Origin of the sequence: Micromonospora sp. CV4 (assembly GCF_003667455.1) — a bacterium.
GTDB lineage: Bacteria > Actinomycetota > Actinomycetes > Mycobacteriales > Micromonosporaceae > Micromonospora.
Map to the genome: position 1 here is coordinate 1 of NZ_RCVI01000205.1, position 18,715 is coordinate 18,715.

The following is an 18,715-nucleotide window of genomic DNA, read 5'->3' on the forward strand; positions in this document are numbered from 1 at the left end:
GCCGCCGTAGGTGCGCCCGGCGGCGGGTCGGCCGGGGGCGGGCATCGCGCCGGTGGGCGTGTGCAGCGGGCCGGCCAGCGCGTCGGCGCTGGTTTCGTCGAGCCCCGTGGCGCCGGCCGCGGTGGCGGGCTGCGGGCGTTCGCCCCGGCGCAGCGACGCCAGGCGGTCGGTCAGGGACTCGCCCGGGGCCAGCATCGCCCGGCCGCCGATCTGGCTGTCCGGCTTCGGCTCCGGCGGAGCCGGCGGGGTGAAGGGCGCCGGGCGCTGCTGCACCGGGACCACGGCGTACGGGTCGGTCACCGAGTGCACGGCGGTGGCGGTGCTGCCCAGCGGGCCGGCGAGCAGCTCGCGCAGCATGGCCCGGGAGGTGTGCACGTCCAGCCGGCGGGCCGGGTCCTTCTCCAGCAGGCCCATCAGCACCCGGGTCAGCGGGCCACTGCGCTGCGGCGGGGCGGGCGGGTCCTCCACCACGGCGTGCATGGTCTCGATCGGATCACCCTTGTCGAACGGAGGCCGCCCCTCGACCGCCGTGTACAGCGTCACGCCCAGCGAGAACAGGTCGCTCGGCGGGCCGAACTCCTGACCCATGGCCCGCTCGGGCGAGATGAAGTGCGGCGAGCCGAGCACCATGCCGGGAGTGGTGAGCTGCACGTCGGTGGGCATCCGCGCGACACCGAAGTCGGTCAGCACGCAACGCCCGTCGGCGCAGATCAGCACGTTGGCCGGTTTGACGTCGCGGTGCAGCACGCCGATCGCGTGCGCGACCTCCAGCGCGCCGAGCAACGCAATGCCGATCTTGGCGACCGCGCGGGGCGCGACCGGCCCGTCCTCGATCACCATGTCGGCGAGGCTGCGGGCGTCCAGCAGCTCCATCACGATCCAGGGCCGGCCGGCCTCGGTGACCACGTCGTACACCTGCACCACCGCGGGGTGCTGGATGGCGGCGGCCGCGCGGGCCTCGCGCAGCGTGCGCTCGTACATGGCGTCGCGGTCGCTGGGGGCCAACCCCGGGGGCAGGACGACCTCCTTCACCGCCACGTCACGGCGCAGCAGGGTGTCTGTGGCGCGCCACACCGTGCCCATGCCGCCGTTGCCCACCGAGGACCGCAGCGAGTACCGGCCACCGATGGTGGTGCCGGGCGCCGCACGTCCGTTGGCGGGACTTACCTGTCCGCCGCTCCACGTCGGGATCTGAGTCACAGAAAAGCCACCGGGGGAAATCGAGGGGGGCTGGGACACAACCCCCCTATCTTGCTGGTTCCGACGCCCGATGCGAAAGCCGACGCGACGGACGTTTATCGAAGTCAACAGAACGTGCTCTGTCGTTCACGTCCTGTCGACCGGTCGGGACGCACTGTGCGGTATCCCTCACCCGACGACACGCCCGCGCGTCCTACCATCCGGGGATGAGTGAACGGCGGTCAAGCGAGTCCGGTTTCCCGATCAAGGGCGTCTACACGGCGGCCGACCTTCCGGAGGACCTGGACTCCCGGCTGGGCGGTCCCGGCGAGTTCCCGTACACCCGGGGGGTTTACCCCACGATGTACACCTCCCGTCCGTGGACCATGCGCCAGTACGCCGGCTTCGGTACCGCCACCGAGTCCAACGCGCGGTACCACCAGTTGTTGCGGGCCGGCACGATGGGTCTCTCCGTCGCCTTCGACCTGCCGACCCAGATGGGGTACGACTCGGACGAGCCGATCGCGCACGGCGAGGTCGGCAAGGTGGGCGTGGCGATCGACTCCATCGAGGACATGCGGCTGCTCTTCGCCGACATCCCGCTGGACAAGGTCTCCACCTCGATGACCATCAACGCGCCCGGCTCGGTGCTGCTGCTGCTCTACCAGCTCGTCGCCGAGGAGAACGGGGTGCCGGGCTCGGCGCTCAACGGCACCATCCAGAACGACATCCTCAAGGAGTACATCGCCCGGGGTACGTACATCTTCCCGCCGAAGCCCTCGCTGCGCCTGGTGGCCGACACGTTCGCGTACTGCCGCAAGGAGGTGCCGAAGTGGAACACCATCTCCATCTCCGGCTACCACATGGCCGAGGCGGGCGCGACGCCCGCGCAGGAGATCGCGTTCACCCTGGCCAACGGCGTGGAGTACGTCCGGGCCGCGCTGGCCGCCGGGCTCGCGGTGGACGACTTCGCGCCCCGGCTGTCGTTCTTCTTCGTGGCCCGTACGACGCTGCTGGAGGAAGTGGCGAAATTCCGCGCCGCGCGCAGGATCTGGGCCCGGCTGATGCGGGACGACTTCGGCGCCAAGGATCCGAAGTCGATGATGCTGCGCTTCCACACCCAGACCGCCGGCGTGCAGCTCACCGCCCAGCAGCCGGAGGTGAACCTGGTCCGCGTCGCGGTGCAGGGGCTTGGTGCGGTGCTCGGCGGCACCCAGTCGCTGCACACCAACAGCTTCGACGAGGCGATCGCGCTGCCCACCGAGAAGGCGGCCCGGCTCGCGCTGCGTACGCAGCAGGTGCTGGCGTACGAGACGGACCTGACCTCCACCGTCGACCCGTTCGCCGGCTCGTACGTGGTGGAGGCGATGACCGCCGAGATCGAGGCCGCCGCCGTCGAGCTGATGGAGCGGGTGGCCGACCACGGCTCGGCGGTGGACGCGATCGAGGCCGGGTTCCAGAAGCGCGAGATCGAGCAGTCCGCGTACCGGATCGCCCAGGAGATCGACTCGGGCGAGCGGGTGGTGGTCGGCCTCAACCGGTTCGCGGTCGACGAGGAGGAGCCGTACGAGCCCCTGCGGGTCGACCCGACGATCGAGGCGGCGCAGGCCGAGCGGCTGGCGCGGCTGCGCGCCGAGCGGGACGCCGACGCGGTGGCGCGGGCGCTCGCCGACCTGCGGGCCGCCGCCGACGGCACGGACAACGTGCTGTACCCGATGAAGGAGGCGCTGCGGGCCCGCGCCACGGTGGGTGAGGTCTGCGGGACGCTGCGCGAGGCGTGGGGGCTGTACCGGCCCACCGATCGCTTCTGATCGGCCGATCGGCCGTTCTCGCAGGTCAGGGCGGGTTTGTTCGGCTCGGGCAGAGCTACAGTCGAAAGCGGATCCCCCACCGGCCGGGCCGAGGGCGGCGTGGCCCCCGACGGTGTCCGGGGTGTGTCCACCAGGTTTGGGGGTACCCCGACCGGGTGAACGGGGACGCACACCGTGTGCGGTCACGACGGACGGGCGCGTGTGAGCGTCTTTTCCGGCTCGTTGCGGAGCGTGGTCGGCTTATTGTCGGAGTGTCAGTTCATCACCCCGACTAATGCGACAATTCGCAACGTGGGCCCGCGAGTGGCGCCGAATTCGTGACCGCCGAGATCGGTTACGCGTTGTAGGAGGTGAGGGGCAGATGACGGCGTTCGACCGTGATCTACCTGCTGTCCCGCGCATCTCCGAGCGCCCTCAGCAGGGCATACGTGACGCTGTGCGCTCTGATCATCACCGTAACGAGGTTGCGCAGCGTCACCGCCGGAGGTCTAGGCTGTCTGCTGTCCCCGATGATCCATCCATCTCTAGTGATCGAGAATTCGACGTGACGAGTGCGTTGACGCTGCCCACCGGCAGCCAGCTGGCGTCGTCCTGGCCGGAGCTGCCGCCCGGGTCCCAGCCCCTGCCCCGCGACCTGGACCACCTCCTCGCGCTCCGGGTACCCGGGCTGATCGCCACCCGCCGTCACATCCACTCGCACCCCGAGCTCTCCGGCACCGAGTTCGAGACGGCCGCCCTGATCGCCCGGGAACTCTCACTGGCCGGGCTGAACCCGCGCCTGCTGCCCAAGGGCAACGGCGTGATCTGTGACGTCAACGGCCGCCCGGACGGACCGGTCATCGCGCTGCGCGCCGACATCGACGCCCTGCCGCTGGACGACCCCAAGGACGTGCCGTACCGGTCCACGGTGCAGGGCGTCTGCCACGCCTGCGGGCACGACGTCCACACCTCGATCCTGCTCGGCGTGGGCATGCTGCTGGCCCAGCTCGCCGACCTCGGCGAGCTGGACGGCCGGGTCCGGCTCATCTTCCAGCCGGCCGAGGAGATCCTGCCCTGCGGCTCGCTGGAGGTCATCGAGGCCGGCGGCCTGGACGACGTGGCGCAGATCTTCGCGCTGCACTGCGACCCGAACCTGCCGGTGGGTCAGGTCGGCCTGCGGGTCGGCCCGATCACCGCGGCCGCCGACAACGTCACCGTCCGGCTCAGCGGCCCGGGCGGGCACACCGCCCGCCCGCACCTGACCGTCGACCTGGTCGACGCGCTCGGCCGGCTGATCACCGAGGTGCCCGCGCTGGTCAGCCGCCGGGTGCCGGCCAACAGCGGGCTGCTGCTGGTCTTCGGCCACGCCTCGGCCGGCACCCGCTACAACGTCATCCCCTCCGAGGCGTCCGCGTCCGGCACCCTGCGGGTGATGGATCGCGACACCTGGGAACAGGCTCCCAAGATCGTGGCTCAGGTCGTCCGGGACGTGATCGCGCCGACCGGCGCGACGGTCGACCTGGAATACCTGCGCGGTCGGCCGCCGGTGTGCAACGACGCACGGGCCATCCAGGTGCTGACCGGCGCCACCGCCGCCGCGCTCGGCCCGGACGGGATCGCCGAGACGCCGCAGAGCATGGGCGGCGAGGACTTCTCCTGGTACCTGGAGTACGTCCCCGGCGCCCTCGCCCGGCTCGGCGTCGGCCGCTCCGGCCCCAACGTCGACCTGCACCGCGCGTCCTTCGACGTGGACGAGGGAGCCATCCCGGCCGGTGTACGCGTCATGGTGCAGACCGCGCTGCGGGCACTGGCGGCGGTGCGCTGACCGGAGCGACCAGCGCCGGGGCCTTCTTCCGCCGGCGCAGGACCAGCAGCAGCACCGCCAGCGGTACGCCGAGCGCCACCAGCCAGGGCAGCAGCGCTCCCAGCACGGTGAGCAGGACGGCCAGCGAGGCGACGAACGCCTTCCAGCCGCCCTTCAACCCGTACAGGAATCCGGTCTCGGTCTTCTCCTCGGCGGCCTTCGCCGCCGGTCCGGCCAGCGACACGGTGATCGTGGAGAGGGCTGTCAGGTCGGCCAGTCGCCGCTTCTTGGCCTCCAGCGACGCCAGGTCGGCCTCGCGGCGACCCAGCTCGTTCTCCAGCGACACCAGGTCGGCGATCGAGGTGGCTCGGGCGAGCAGCCGGCGGGCGCTGTCCACCCGGGCCCGCTGACTGGCGATCCGGGCGTCGAGGTCGACGGTCTCCTCGGTGACGTCCTGGGTGCTGATCTCCCGGCTCTCCTGCTTGCCGAGCTTTGCGATCTCGTCCACCACGCCGGCGAACTTCGCTGCCGGCACCCGCAGCTGCAACTCCGCCACCGCGTCGGCCTCGGCGCTGCGCCGCTGGTCGCCGCCGATGAAGCCACCCGCCCGGGTGACCGCGGCGGTGACCTCGCGGGCGGCGGCGTCCACATCGTCCACCTGCACCCGCATGGTTCCGGTGTAGATGATGGCCCGCTGGTCGACCCGCAGGTCCGGGGCGCCGGCTCCGGCCGCCTCCGGCGCACCGGCGGCACTGTCCTTGTCCGCCGCGCCGCCGTTCGCGGCCGGCGCCTCGGCCGCCGTGCCCGCCGCGTCCTGCGCCCCGCTGTCGCCGGCACCGCACCCGGTCACCCCGAGGACCGCCACCAGTGTTGTTGCCGCCAGCAGCGCGCCGCGGCGCCGTCCCACCCGTTCGTCCATCCCCGCTCCCATCGTCGTCAGCCGGTGTGGCGATACCTCGGACGCGGCGCGCTCGTCGGCTGGTTCCGGCAGACTGCGCTGAGGACGTCACGATTCGATAATCGAGGAGTCACGATGCGGCTCACCAAGTACGCCCACTCCTGCATCCGGGTGGAGCACGACGGGGGAGTGCTCGTCGTCGACCCCGGGGTGTTCAGCGACCCGGCAGCGTTGGACGGTGCGGACGCGGTGTTGATCACCCACGAACACCCCGACCACCTCGACGTGGCGGCGGTGCACCTGCAACTCGACCGGCGACCGTTTTCGATCCACGGACCCGCCTCGCTCGCCGGCACCCTGGGCGACGCCGCCGAGGCGTTGCGTCCGGTCACCGCCGGTGAGTCGTTCACCGCCGCCGGGGTGGCCATCCGCGCCTACGGCGGGAAGCACGCGGTGATACACCCGGACATCCCGGTCGTGGACAACCTCGGCTTCCTGATCAACGACGTGGTCTACCACCCGGGCGACGCCCTGGTGGTGCCGGAGGAGACGCCGGTCGACACGCTCTTCGCGCCGATCCACGCACCCTGGTCGAAGTTCTCCGAGGTGCTCGACTTCATCCGGGCCGTCGCCCCGCGCCGGGCGTACGCGCTGCACGACGCGTTGCTCAACGACACCGGTCTGGGCGTGCTCAACCGCCAGTACTCGGCGATGTCCGGCACCGAGTACCAGCGTCTGGAGCCCGGTAGCCGGGTGGACGTCTGAGGCCATGCCCGGCCCCTCCCCGGAGCTGGTGCAGCAGCTCTACCGCACCCCGCCGGAGCGGTTCGTGGCCGCCCGGGACGCCGCCGTGGCCGAGGCCCGCCGCGCCGGCGACCTGTCCACCGCCCGGCAGTTGGCCCGGCTGCGCCGCCCCACGGTCGCCGCCTGGCTGGTGAACCTGCTCGCCATCCACCGCCCCGAGCTGGTCGCCGACCTGGTCCAGCTCGCCGACGCGCTGCGGTCCGCCCAGCGGGAGCTGCGCGGGCCCCGGCTCCGGGAGTTGTCCGCGCAGCGCCGGGCGGTGGTCGGCGCCCTGGTCGCCGAGGTCCGCAAGCTCGCCGCGGCGGAGCCGGACGCGCCGCCGGCCGGCAAGCTGCCGTTGGCCGAGGTCGAGGCGACCCTGAACGCGGCGCTCTCCGACGCTGAGGTCGCCGAGCAGGTCCGGTCCGGGCGTCTGCTGCGGTCGGCCACCTACGCCGGCTTCGGCGAGGTGCCCCGCCCGCAGCTGCGGCTGGTCACCGGCGACGACGAGGAGCAGGCCGCGGAACGCCCGGCCCGCCGGCCCGGCGCCCAGCGGACCGGCCCCGAGGCGGCCCCCCGTACCGACCGGGCCGCGGAGCGTGCCGAGCGGGCGGCCCGGGCCGAACGGGCGCGGCAACGCCGGGCACTGGACCGGGAACTGGCCAGGGCACGGACCGACCAGGAGCGGGCGGAGGCCGAGTTGACCGAGGCGACCGGGCAGGAGCGGGACGGCGCCACAGCGCTCGACGAGATCGAGACCGAGCTGGCCGAGCTGGAGCGGCGGCGGGCGGTCGCGGAGCAGGATCTCAGCCGGGCCAAGCTGGCCCGGCGTGCGGCCGAGCGGGCCGTCACCGTGGCCCGGCGACGCGCGGGTGAGGTGGAGGCGGCGGTCGAGGCGTTGGCGGCCGAAGAGGGGGATGCGGACCCGGGCGGTGGCCCGGCAGACTGACCATCGATGGATGACGACGAGTGGTCGGGCCGCCCCGGGCCGGCGATCCCGGGTCCGGAAGCCGCCGTGGCCGGCGGATCGAGGCACCCGAGGGTGGCGCTCGGATGACACCGGAGCAGGTCGCCGCCGCCAGCAAGCCCGTCGCGCTCGACCTGGGCGACGGATTCAGCCGGTGCCCGACCACGCTGCGCCGGGCACGGCTGCTCGGCATCTCCGGCTGGGCCTTCTACATCAGCGGGCGGGCCGGCGCCCTCGGCGACGTACGGGCCGAGACGGCCGCCGCGGCCCTCGGCTTCCTCGCCCCGGATGCGGTCGCCGACGGTTGGGACGCGGCCGCCCGGGTCGTCCGGCCGGCCGAGGTCGCCGCCGCGAGTCTCGCCGAGTGCTGCCGGTGGGGCGCGCAGCGGCTGGGTGCGCTGCACAGCGTCGAGCGCCTGGCCGGGCTGGTCGAGCGGTCGGTGGCGGCGGCGGACGCCAGTGGCATGCCGCTCTTCGCCGCGTGGCGGGCCATGCCGCTGCCGGATCTCTCCCCGGGCGCCCGGGCCGCCGCGGGGCTGCGGCTGCTCCGCGAACACTTCACCGGCGCCTACCTGCTGGCCGTACGCGCCGCCGGGATGACCCCGCTGGAGGCGGTGCTGGCCGGGCCGGAGGGGGAGGCCGGTGCGGTGGCCTGCGGCTGGCCGCCGCCGTACCCGCCGATCGGGCCGCTGGTGCGTCGGCGCCTCTGGGCGGAGGCGGTCACCGACCGGCTGGCCGCACCGGCGTTCGCGGCGCTCGGCCCCGCCGACGGCATCGAGCTGGTGGAGCTGCTGCACCAGACCCGCACCGACCTCACCGTCCGCTGACAGAAGCCGGCCGAAAATGGGCGGCGCCGGCGGCGCTCGGCTGCCAGGATCACCTGCCGTGACTGTTCCCGCTGGCTGGACCCTGCGCCGGCCCACCCTCGACGACGTGCCGGCGATCCTCGCGGTGGTGCACGCCGCCGACACCTACGCCATCGGTCATCCCGACTTCGACGCTGAGGACGTCGCCGAGTCGCTGACCGCCCCCTTCTTCGACCCGGCTCGCGACTCCTGGTTGGCGGTGGACCCGGACGACACCGTGGTGGGCTGGGCGACCGTCGACAACCCGACCGGGGTGGGCCGGGAGTTCGTCGAGGTGTACGTCGATCCGCAGCGGGCTGCCGCGGTCCGCGCGCCCCTGCTGGCCCGGCAACTGGACCGGGTCGCCGAGCGGGCGGCCGAGCGGGGGCTGCCCGCACTCACCGTCCGCTGCGCGGTCTTCGAGCCGGAACGCGACTGGGAACGTGACCTGCGTGCGACCGGGTTCACCCTGGCCAAGCGGTACGTCCGGATGCGCCGCACGCTGGCCGACCTGCCCGCCGAACCGCCCCCGCCGCCCGGGGTGACGGTGCGACCGGTCCGCGCGGACGACGAGGCCGAGCTGCGGGAGTTCCACCGGATCCAGGACACCGCCTTCCGTGACACCCCGGACCACGAGCCGCTGTCGTACGAGCGGTGGCGGGCCCGGATCGGCGACCTGACCGCCTGGGACGAGTGGTTCGTCGCCGAGGTCGACGGGGTGGTGGCGGGCGCGTTGCAGTCCTCGGATCAGGCGCTCGACCAGCAGGAGGGCTTCGTGCGGAGCTTGGCGGTGCTGCCCGCGTACCGCCGAAGGGGGGTGGGCGCCGCGCTGCTGCGTCGCGCCTTCGCCCGCTACGCCGAGAAGGGCCGGCAGGCGGCCGGCCTGGGGGTGGACCTCGCGAACCCGACCGCCCCGCTGTCGCTCTATCGGGCCGTGGGCCTGCGGGAGACCCGGTGGACCGACATGTACCAGCTGGTCGTCCCGGCCGCCGGTGTGTGATTGACGACGCCGGTCGGGCCCGACGGACGGTCCGGCCGGCGGCGGTAGCAGACTGGGAGCGTGCGACAGCCTCTAGGCGGACGCGGTGCCGGTGGGGCGGGAACGCAGCTCGGTGACGTAGTCGTCCGGCGCGCCCGCCTTCTCGGCGGCGTTCGCGATCTCGGAGAGATACCACGAGGTCGGCAGGCCGCCCTCGTACCCGTCGAAGACGTAGATCCACGCGGTCACGTCGCCGTCGAGGGTGGAGACCCGGACGTGCAGTTTGCGGTACGTGCCGGCGGTCACCCCCTCGATCTCGTCGAGCTGGGCGGCGTCATACGGGTGGATGTCGTAGAGCGCCACGAAGACCCGGTCGCCGGGGGACTCGACCAGGGTGCTCACCGCGCCCTCCCAGCCGATCACGTCCGCCCCGGCGAAGGTCAGCCGCCACCCCTCCAGCCAGCCGACGCCCACCATCGGCGAATGCGGGCAGTAGGCGCGCATCCGGGCGGGATCCAGGTTTGAGCCGTAGGCGGCGTGATGACCCACGGCGATGACGATAGCCCGGCTGGCGGGTGGGGGAGAATACGACTGTGCGTGTCGGGTGCGTTCGGGAGAAGAAAGTCACTGTGAGCATCGAGGAAGGGCAGACGCTGTGAGCCGGATCGTGATCATCGGCGGGGGGCCGGCCGGGTACGAGGCGGCGCTGGTCGCCGCCCAGCTCGACGCCGATGTCACCGTGGTGGAGGCCGACGGCGCGGGCGGGGCCTGCGTGCTCTCGGACTGCGTTCCCTCGAAGACCTTCATCGCCAGCTCGGGGGTGGTCACCGGCTACCGGGACACCGAGGAGTTCGGCGTGCACTCGGACGGCCTGGAGGCGGTCACCGTCGACGCGCGGGCGGTGCACGACCGGGTCAAGCGGCTGGCGCTGGCGCAGTCCGCCGACATCCACGCCAAGCTGCTCAAGGCGGGGGTCACCTTCGTGGCCGGCACCGCCCGGCTGGGCGAGGACGCTCTCGGCCACACCCACCGGGTCGTCGTCACCCCCGCCGACGGCGGGGAGGAATACTGGATCGACGCCTCCTCGGTGCTGGTGGCCACCGGCTCGACGCCCCGCCAGCTGCCCACCGCCGTGCCGGACGGCGAGCGCATCCTGACCTGGCGCCAGGTGTACGACCTGCCCGAGCTGCCCGAGCATCTGATCGTGGTCGGCTCCGGCGTGACCGGCGCCGAGTTCGCCAGCGCGTACCTGGCGATGGGGGTCCAGGTCACCCTGGTCTCCAGCCGCGACCGGGTCATGCCGCACGAGGACGCCGACGCGGCCTCGGCCATCGAGCGGGTGTTCCGCAACCGGGGCATGAGCATCCTCAACAACTCCCGGGCCGACGCGGTCCGGCGTACGGCCGACGGCGTCGAGGTGGAGCTGTCCGACGGCCGCAAGGTCGCCGGCTCGCACGCCCTGATCGCGGTCGGTTCGATCCCGAACACCGCCAACCTGGGCCTGACCGAGTACGGCGTGGAGCTGGGCCGGGGCGGCTACGTCACGGTCGACCGCGTGTCCCGGACCAACGTGCCCGGCATCTACGCCGCCGGCGACTGCACTGGTGTGCTGCTGCTGGCCAGCGTCGCCGCCATGCAGGGCCGGATCGCGATGTGGCACGCCCTTGGCGAGGCCGTCCGCCCGCTGCGGCTGCGGACCGTCGCGGCGAACGTCTTCACCGACCCGGAGCTGGCCACCGTGGGCGTCTCGCAGGACGAGGTGGACGCCGGCAAGGTGCCGGCCCGGCAGGTGATGCTGCCGCTGTCGGGCAACGCGCGGGCCAAGATGGACGACCTGTCCGACGGCTTCGTGAAGCTGTTCTGCCGCCCGGCCAGCGGCCAGGTCGTCGGCGGTGTGGTGGTGGCCCCCAAGGCCAGCGAGCTGATCCTTCCGATCACCATGGCGGTGGAGAACAACCTGACGGTCAACGAGCTGGCCCAGACCATCACCATCTACCCGAGCCTCTCCGGCTCGATCACCGAAGCGGCCCGCCAGCTCATGCTCCACGAGCTGGAGTAACGGCCCAAGGAGTGGCGGGCGTCCGGGTTTGGGTTAGCGCGACGGTTACCAGGACGGCTACCTCGGTGAGGATGAGCAGGCGTTCGGCCAGGCCGATCAGCAGGCGGTCACCGGGGTAGGCGGACCAGATCATCGCGGCCGCCAGGGCCAGGCTGAGCAGGACGAGGGTGCGCAGCGTCCGGGCGGCGGGGACCAGGTCGGGGCGACGGGCGAGCAGCCAGCCGGCGGCCGGCAGCGCCAGGAAGGCGACCACCGAGGCGTACCGGTGCAGGTAGGCGGCGGTGGTCATGGCGGTGCCCGGCTCGTTCGTCGGCACCACCGCGGCCAGCAAAAGCCCGGCCACCCACGCGCCGAGCAGCAGCTCGACCGGCCGGCTGGGTCGTGGTGGCCGGGCGCGGCGCAGCCCGAGCAGCAGCGCCACGGTGGCGAGCGCGAGCACCACCATGGCGACGTCGATGACGCCGCCCCGGTCGGAGACCGCGAAATCGCTCACGGTCAGCGCCCACGGGTTGAGGTCGTCGTTGACTTCGAGATGGCCGATCACGGTCAGCAGCGCCGCCAGGGCGATCCCGCCGAGGGCAAGCACGCCGGTACTCCGGGTTCCAGGCATGCCTCAGCCTGTCGCCGGGAAGACCCGAGCCGGATCCGGGACGGCCACCGAAATCGTCCCGGGGGACCACCCCTAGAGGCACCCGGGTGAGGGGGCGCTCGACCCTCAGTCGAGGGGGATGTCGGCCGAGGCGGCGGCTCGGGCGTGCCGTGCGCTGACCAGGGTCATCGCCCATCCGGCGGCGGCGAAGCCGGCCGCCGCCGCGGTGGCGATGATGGCCAGCCGCCAGGCCGACTCGGTCAACGCGGTGCCACCCAGGTGGCCGACCAGCGCGCCGTAGGTGGCCCAGCCCAGCGCGGCCACCGCCTCGTACAGCACGAACAGTCGGTACGGATAGCGGCTACGGCCGGCTGAGAAGCAGGCCGCCATCCGACCGCCCGGCACGAACCGGCACAGCAGGATGACCAGCGGCCCGGGCTGCCGTAATCCCTGGGTGACCCGGCTGGCGACCCGTCGCGCCCGGCTCAACTCGGCGTGCCGGGGAGCCCGCCGGTCCGGTGCGCCCCGACCGAGCAGGTAGCAGGCGAGATCGCCGGCGAAGACGCCGAGCGCGCCGACGGCGATGGTGACCGGCAGGCTGAGTCCGCCGTAGACGGTGAGCGCACCGCTGGTGATCATGACGATCTGGGTGGGAATCACCGGGACGAAGGCGTCCGCGATCAGCAGACCGAGCAGCACGAGGTACGCCCACGTCGGCGATGCGACGTCTGTCAGTAGTTCGGGCACGCGTGCCACCTCGCCGGATGCGGCCGATTGGGTGTCTCGAGCCTGACGGCGTGTCCGGCGTCACGGTGGACAGCCCCACCCCGCCGTGACCGTCGACACGACTGGGCCACCCAGGTACAACGAGGCGAACGGTCCTCGGGTGACGGTTCGGCAGCCGTCCCGCGCGGCCCGCACAGGTCGGCGGATCGGCGTTCGTCGGCGTACCGTTGTCCGCGCGGCCCCAGCACCGTCGGGTCCCCCGTTCCTGACGTTCCGGGCCGCCCAGGGCCGCCGGCGGGTCCCGCGCCGGCGGCCCGCCCTCCCCTCCGCCGCGCCAAATCCGGGTGCGTCCCCGATCGCTCCAGGGGTACGGTCGCCGCATGCGCAGCGCGGTAGTGGAGACCACGACGCCGGGTGTCCCCGGCGCGCCGCTCTGACGTAACCACCGTCGACCAGGCCCCGGGGCGATCCGCCCCGAGGGCCGCGCGGCGTTCGGTGTCCAGGTCGCCTCCGGGTCGTACCCGATCCAGGAGCACGACATGATCGACCACCGCAAGCTCGGCCGGGAGCTGGACCTCTTCGTCTCCGACCCGCTGGCCGGCGCCGGCCTGCCGATCTGGCTGCCGGACGGCGCCGCCGCCCGGCACGCCGTCGAGGAGTACGTCCGTGAGCTGGAACGCCGATCCGGCCACCAGCACGTCTACTCGCCGCCGCTGGGCAAGCGCGAACTCTTCGAACTCTCCGGCCATCTCGGCTACTTCGCCGACGACATGTTCCCGCCGATGCGGCTGAGCGCCGACGACGAGTTCGTGCTCCGGCCGGCGCTCTGCCCACACCACGCGCTGGTCTTCCGGGCCCGGGGCCGCTCCTACCGGGAGTTGCCGCTGCGGATCGCCGAGCTGGGCGGGATGTACCGCTCGGAGCGCTCCGGCGTGCTCGGCGGGCTGTCCCGGGTGCGCGCCATTTCGCTCAACGACGCGCACACCTTCTGCGCCCCGGACCAGGTGGGCGACGAGGTCGTGGAGATCCTCGGGCTGATCCGCGCCGCGCACGCCGCGCTCGGCGTCCGCCCGGCCGGCTTCCGGCTGTCGCTGCGCGGGCCGGGCGAGAAGTACGTCGGCGACGACGCGCAGTGGGCCCGCGCCGAGGACCTGCTCCGGGGTTCGCTGGCCGGGGTGGCGTACGTCGAGGCGCCGGGGGAGGCCGCCTTCTACGGCCCGAAGATCGATATTCAGATCGTCGACGCGGCCGGCCGGGAGTCGACCATCTCCACCATCCAGTTGGACTTCGACAAGCCGGAACGGTTCGACCTGTCGTACACCGACTCGGACGGCAGCCGGCGTCGGCCGGTCATGGTGCACCGCAGTCTGGTCGGCAGCATGGAGCGGCTGTTCGCGTACCTCATCGAGGTGCACCAGGGCGCCTTCCCGGCCTGGTACGCGCCGGTGCAGCTGGTGCTGCTGCCGGTGGACGACGGGCAGGCCGGAGCGGCGGCCGAGCTGGCCCGACGGGCCGTCGCCGCCGGACTGCGGGTCGAGGTCGACGTCGCCGGCTCGCTGGGCGCCCGGATCCGGGACGCGGCCCGCCGCCGCGTCCCGTACCTCGGCGTGCTCGGTTCCCGGGAGGCGGCCGACGGACGCCTCGCCCTGCGCCTCCGCGACGGCCGCACCCTGGACCCGATGCCCGCCGACGCCGCGCTCGCCCTGATCGGCGGGCAGGTCACCGCCCGCGCGGCCGACCTGCTTCCGCCGAACTGACCCACCCGCCGGTCGAGGGCGGATCGTCGTAGCTGTGCGCACGGCGATCCGCCCTAGATCGACGCGGGCTGGGGGACGGCGGTGGCGGCCGGGTCGTCGGATTCGTCGTCGACCGCGGCGCCGGTGAACTGGGAGCGGTACAGCTGGTGGTACGCGCCGTGGGCGGCGAGCAACTGCTCGTGGGTGCCCTGCTCGACGATGCGACCGTTCTCCATCATCAGGATCAGGTCGGCGTCGCGGATGGTTGAGAGCCGGTGCGCGATGACGAAGCTGGTCCGGTCCGAGCGCAGCGCCGCCATCGCCCGCTGGAGCAGCACCTCGGTGCGGGTGTCCACCGAGCTGGTCGCCTCGTCCAGGATCAGCAGAGACGGCTCGGCGAGGAACGCCCGGGCGATCGTGATGAGCTGCTTCTCGCCGGCGCTGACGTTGCTGCCCTCCTCGTCGATGACCGTGTCGTAGCCGTCCGGCAGGCTGCGGACGAACCGGTCGACGAAGGTGGCCCGGGCCGCCGCGAGGATCTCCTCCTCGGTCGCGTCCGGCCGGCCGTACGCGATGTTGTCCCGGATGGTGCCGCCGAAGAGCCAGGTGTCCTGGAGCACCATGCCGATCCGACCCCGCAGGTCGTCGCGGCGCATGGTGGTGATGTCCACCCCGTCCAGGGTGATCCGGCCGGCGTCCAGCTCGTAGAACCGCATCACCAGGTTGACCAGGGTGGTCTTGCCGGCGCCGGTCGGGCCGACGATGGCCACCGTGTGCCCCGGCTCGGCGACCAGCGACAGGTCGTCGATCAGCGGCTTGTCCGGCTCGTACCGGAACGAGACGTGCTCGAACTCGACCCGGCCGTGCGGGTCGACGACCCGGGCCGGCTGGACCGGGTCGGGGCTCTGCTCGTCGGCGTCGAGGACCGCGAAGACCCGCTCGGCCGAGGCCACTCCGGACTGGAGGAGGTTGGCCATCGAGGCGAGCTGGGTGAGCGGCTGGGTGAACTGGCGGGAGTACTGGATGAACGCCTGCACGTCGCCGAGGCTCATCGCGCCGGACGCCACGCGCAGCCCGCCGACCACCGCGATCGCCACGTAGCTGAGGTTTCCGATGAACATCATCGACGGCATGATGATCCCGGAGATGAACTGGGCGCCGAAGCTGGCCCGGAACAGCTCCTCGTTCTTGGCGTTGAACGCGGCCTCCACCTCGCGCTGCCGGCCGAAGACCTTCACCAGCTCGTGACCGGTGTAGGCCTCCTCGATCTGGCCGTTCAGCTCGCCGGTGTGCTTCCACTGGGCGATGAACTGCTGCTGGGAGCGCTTGGCGATGCGCTGGGTGACCAGCACCGACAGCGGCACCGCGACCAGGGCCACCAGGGCCAGCAGCGGCGAGATCCAGAACATCACGCCCAGCACGCCGACCACGGTCAGCAGCGAGGTGAGCAGCTGGCTGAGGGTCTGCTGGAGGCTGGTGGAGATGTTGTCGATGTCGTTGGTGACCCGGCTGAGCAGTTCGCCGCGGGGCTGCCGGTCGAAGTACGGCAGCGGCAGTCGGTTGAGCTTCTCCTCCACCTCGGCGCGCAGCCGCAGCACCGTGCGCTGGACCACCCCGTTGAGCAGCCAGCCCTGCCACCACGACAGCACGCTCGCCGCCAGGTAGAGCCCGAGCGCCAGCAGCAGCACCCGGCTCAGGGCGCCGAAGTCGATGCCGACGCCGGGGATGACGTCCATCCGGGCCAGCATGTCGGCGAAGCTGTCGTTGCCGCTGGCCCGGGCCGCCGCGACGGCCTGCTCGGGGGTGGTGCCCGCCGGTAGTTGCCGGCCGATCACCCCGTTGAAGATCAGGTCGGTGGCGTGGCCGAGGATCTTCGGCCCGGCGACGCTGAACCCGACGCTCACCACGGCGAGCGTGATGATCGCGGCCAGGTGCAGCCGGTGCGAGCGGAGCCGGCCGAGCAGCCGCCGGGCGGACGGCCCGAAGTTCATCGACTTCTCGGCAGGCATCCCGGCGCCCGCCCAGGGCGGCCCGCCGCCCTGGCGTCCGGGGGGCAGCCGCTTCGGCGTGGCCCCCTCGCCGGCCGGCTTCTGCGTGGGTACGGCCGCGGTCCGCGGCTCGTCGGGCTCGCTCATGCCGGCACCTCCGTCGTCTGCTGGGAGGCCACGATCTCGGCGTACGTCGGGCAGCTCTCCAGCAACTCCTCGTGTCGTCCCACTCCGACGACCCCCCCGTCCTCAAGCACGATGATCTGGTCGGCGTCGACGATCGTGGAGACCCGCTGGGCCACGATCACCACGGCGGACTGCGCGGTGACCGGGCGCAGGGCCGCCCGCAGCCGCGCGTCGGTGCCGAGGTCGAGCGCGGAGAACGAGTCGTCGAAAAGGTAGATCTCCGGCTGCCGGACCAGGGCCCGGGCGATGGCCAGGCGCTGCCGCTGCCCGCCGGAGACGGTGCTGCCACCCTGGGCGATCGGGGCGTCCAGCCCGCCGGGCATCTGGGCCACGAAGTCCCGGGCCTGGGCGATCTCCAGTGCCGTCCACAGCTCGTCGTCGGTGGCGTCCGGGTTGCCGTAGCGCAGGTTGCTGGCGACCGTGCCGGTGAACAGGTACGGCCGCTGCGGCACCAGGCCGATGCGCCGCCACAGCTCCTCGGGCGCCAACTCCCGTACGTCCACCCCGTCGACCAGCACCGCGCCGGCGGTGACGTCGACCAGGCGGGGGATGAGCGACAGCAGGGTGGTCTTGCCCGCGCCGGTGCTGCCGATGATCGCCGTGGTGGTGCCGGGGGTCGCCCGGAAGGAGATGTCCCGCAACACCGGCTCGACCGCCCCCGGGTACTGGAAGCGCACCCCGCGCAGCTCCAGCTCGGCCCTGGTGGGCGGCTCGGCGACCGGCTCGGCGGCCGGGACCACCGAGGAGTCGGTGTCCAGCACCTCGACGATCCGCTCGGCGCAGACCGCGGCCCGGGGCACCATCATCAGCATGAAGGTGGCCATCATGACGGCCATCAGGATCTGCATCAGGTACTGGAGGAAGGCGGTGAGCGCGCCGACCTGGATCGCGCCGGCGTCCACCCGCTGCGCGCCGAACCAGAGCACCGCCACGCTGGAGACGTTCAGCACCAGCATGACCACCGGGAAGATCAGAGCCAGCAGTCGACCGGTACGCAGCGCGGTGGCGGTCAGGTCGGCATTGGCGACGGCGAAGCGGTCCGTCTCGTACGGCTCGCGGACGAAGGCGCGCACCACGCGGATGCCGGTGATCTGCTCGCGCAGCACCCGGTTGACCGTGTCGATCCGGGTCTGCATCAGCCGGAAGCCCGGCACCATCCGACGGATGATCATGCTGAGCGCGGTGGCCAGCACCGGCACGCTGACCAGCATCAGCCAGGAGAGCCCGATGTCCTCCCGGAGCGCCATCACCACACCGCCCACGCTCATGATGGGCGCGGCGACCAGCATGGTGCAGCTCATCAGCACGAGCATCTGCACCTGCTGCACGTCGTTCGTGTTGCGGGTGATCAGCGACGGTGCGCCGAACCGGGCCACCTCGCGGGCGGAGAAGCGGTTGACGTGCCCGAACAGGGTCGCGCGGACGTCCCGGCCGAAGCCCATCGCGATCCGCGCGCCCAGGTACACCGCGGCGATCGAACAGATGATCTGGATCAGGCTGACCAGCAGCATCCAGCCGCCGATGCGCACGATGTAGTCGGTGTCGCCCCGGGCCACGCCCCGGTCGATGATGTCGGCGTTGAGGCTGGGCAGGTAGAGCGACGCCATGGTGCCCACGAACTGGAGCAGCACCACCGCCGTCAGCGGTCGCTGGTAGGTGCGCAACTGGTTGCGCAACAGTCGGATCAGCACGCCGTGTCCTTCGCTTCGGTAGGGCGTCCGGTCATCCGCGGGTCGTCCCCGCTGCCGATGACCTCGAGCAGGAAGTCCCGGATCACCTGTGCCTTCGCGGGGTCGGCGTCGACCGAGGTGAGCGGTCTTCCGGAGTGCATCAGCGTGGTGAGCGCCGCCACCCGCTCCCGGCCGGCGGGCGTGATGGCGAGCCGGACGCTGCGCCGGTCGCTGTCGTCACGCTGCCGCTCGACCAGCCCGTCGCGGGCCAGCGTGTCCACGATGCCGGTCAGGGTCGCCGGGCGCACGAAGCCCTTCTCGGCGACCTCGCGGTGGGGCAGCTCGCCGTGCCGGGCGAGCGTCATCAGGGTCACCATGCCGGCCTGGGTGAGGCCGTGCTCCTCGGCGAGGTAGCGGTTCCACCGCTGCCCGACGAGGTGCCCGGCCACGACCAGCAGTCGGCCGAGCGGCACATCCTGGAGAGTGACGAGATCCACGGCAAGCAGGTTAGCCTCC

At 72.6% G+C, this 18,715-nt stretch carries 16 protein-coding genes; 8 read left to right on the forward strand and 8 right to left on the reverse strand.

Annotated features, from left to right (window positions below; translation table 11 throughout):
• A partial coding sequence (locus EAD98_RS07695; RefSeq protein ID WP_147457354.1) for a serine/threonine-protein kinase occupies positions 1-1,200 on the reverse strand: 1,200 nt, incomplete at its 3' end.
• A 206-nt stretch (positions 1,201-1,406) separates the two neighbouring features.
• Between EAD98_RS07695 and EAD98_RS07700 the strand changes: the two genes are divergently transcribed.
• Both EAD98_RS07700 and EAD98_RS07705 read left to right on the forward strand, forming a co-directional pair.
• Positions 1,407-2,990, forward strand: coding sequence for a methylmalonyl-CoA mutase (locus EAD98_RS07700; protein ID WP_121653362.1), 1,584 nt, complete (start codon positions 1,407-1,409; stop codon positions 2,988-2,990).
• A gap of 544 nt (positions 2,991-3,534) precedes the next feature.
• Positions 3,535-4,794: an amidohydrolase gene (locus EAD98_RS07705; RefSeq protein WP_121653363.1), complete on the forward strand. Its 1,260-nt coding sequence runs from the start codon at positions 3,535-3,537 to the stop codon at positions 4,792-4,794.
• On the opposite strand, the gene EAD98_RS07710 is transcribed toward EAD98_RS07705, so the two are convergent.
• The gene (locus tag EAD98_RS07710; protein ID WP_199723333.1) at positions 4,751-5,713 is read right to left on the reverse strand and encodes a DUF4349 domain-containing protein; all 963 of its coding nucleotides are present in this window, start codon (positions 5,711-5,713) and stop codon (positions 4,751-4,753) included. The two genes, EAD98_RS07705 and EAD98_RS07710, sit on opposite strands and share 44 nt — an antisense overlap.
• A 93-nt stretch (positions 5,714-5,806) precedes the next feature.
• Here EAD98_RS07710 and EAD98_RS07715 point away from each other — a divergent pair, with 93 nt between their 5' ends.
• From EAD98_RS07715 to EAD98_RS07730, 4 genes are all read left to right on the forward strand, one after another.
• Positions 5,807-6,436: an MBL fold metallo-hydrolase gene (locus EAD98_RS07715; protein ID WP_121653365.1), complete on the forward strand. Its 630-nt coding sequence runs from the start codon at positions 5,807-5,809 to the stop codon at positions 6,434-6,436.
• A 4-nt stretch (positions 6,437-6,440) separates the two neighbouring features.
• Entirely contained in the window at positions 6,441-7,403 is a 963-nt protein-coding gene (locus EAD98_RS07720) for a hypothetical protein (RefSeq protein ID WP_121653366.1), read from the forward strand.
• A gap of 104 nt (positions 7,404-7,507) precedes the next feature.
• Positions 7,508-8,248, forward strand: a complete 741-nt coding sequence (locus EAD98_RS07725) for a hypothetical protein (RefSeq protein ID WP_121653367.1) — start codon at positions 7,508-7,510, stop codon at positions 8,246-8,248.
• A gap of 58 nt (positions 8,249-8,306) precedes the next feature.
• On the forward strand, positions 8,307-9,266 hold the full coding sequence (locus EAD98_RS07730; protein WP_121653368.1) for a GNAT family N-acetyltransferase: 960 nt from the start codon (positions 8,307-8,309) through the stop codon (positions 9,264-9,266).
• A gap of 72 nt (positions 9,267-9,338) precedes the next feature.
• Here EAD98_RS07730 and EAD98_RS07735 read toward each other — a convergent pair whose 3' ends face one another.
• Complete coding sequence (locus EAD98_RS07735) at positions 9,339-9,794, reverse strand: gamma-glutamylcyclotransferase (RefSeq protein WP_121653369.1); 456 nt, start codon at positions 9,792-9,794, stop codon at positions 9,339-9,341.
• Positions 9,795-9,900: 106 nt separating this feature from the next.
• Between EAD98_RS07735 and EAD98_RS07740 the strand changes: the two genes are divergently transcribed.
• Positions 9,901-11,304: an NAD(P)H-quinone dehydrogenase gene (locus EAD98_RS07740; protein ID WP_121653370.1), complete on the forward strand. Its 1,404-nt coding sequence runs from the start codon at positions 9,901-9,903 to the stop codon at positions 11,302-11,304.
• On the opposite strand, the gene EAD98_RS07745 is transcribed toward EAD98_RS07740, so the two are convergent.
• Positions 11,282-11,914 carry a DUF998 domain-containing protein gene (locus EAD98_RS07745; protein WP_121653371.1) on the reverse strand — a complete coding sequence of 211 codons (633 nt, stop codon included), beginning with the start codon at positions 11,912-11,914 and terminating at the stop codon, positions 11,282-11,284. The two genes, EAD98_RS07740 and EAD98_RS07745, sit on opposite strands and share 23 nt — an antisense overlap.
• A gap of 105 nt (positions 11,915-12,019) precedes the next feature.
• Positions 12,020-12,640, reverse strand: coding sequence for a DedA family protein (locus EAD98_RS07750; protein WP_121653372.1), 621 nt, complete (start codon positions 12,638-12,640; stop codon positions 12,020-12,022).
• 518 nt (positions 12,641-13,158) lie between these two features.
• Here EAD98_RS07750 and thrS point away from each other — a divergent pair.
• On the forward strand, positions 13,159-14,376 hold the full coding sequence (gene thrS / locus EAD98_RS07755; protein ID WP_121653373.1) for a threonine--tRNA ligase: 1,218 nt from the start codon (positions 13,159-13,161) through the stop codon (positions 14,374-14,376).
• Positions 14,377-14,429: 53 nt separating this feature from the next.
• On the opposite strand, the gene EAD98_RS07760 is transcribed toward thrS, so the two are convergent.
• The 3 genes from EAD98_RS07760 to EAD98_RS07770 are packed head-to-tail and all read right to left on the reverse strand — an operon-like array spanning position 14,430 to position 18,696.
• On the reverse strand, positions 14,430-16,490 hold the full coding sequence (locus EAD98_RS07760) for an ABC transporter ATP-binding protein (protein WP_121653374.1): 2,061 nt from the start codon (positions 16,488-16,490) through the stop codon (positions 14,430-14,432).
• Positions 16,487-18,220 (reverse strand): ABC transporter ATP-binding protein, encoded by a 1,734-nt coding sequence (locus tag EAD98_RS07765; protein ID WP_121653375.1) that lies wholly within the window; start codon positions 18,218-18,220, stop codon positions 16,487-16,489. The genes EAD98_RS07760 and EAD98_RS07765 overlap by 4 nt, the downstream gene beginning before the upstream one ends.
• Positions 18,214-18,696: a MarR family winged helix-turn-helix transcriptional regulator gene (locus EAD98_RS07770; RefSeq protein WP_121653376.1), complete on the reverse strand. Its 483-nt coding sequence runs from the start codon at positions 18,694-18,696 to the stop codon at positions 18,214-18,216. The genes EAD98_RS07765 and EAD98_RS07770 overlap by 7 nt, the downstream gene beginning before the upstream one ends.
• Between the last annotated feature and the right edge of the window lie 19 nt (positions 18,697-18,715).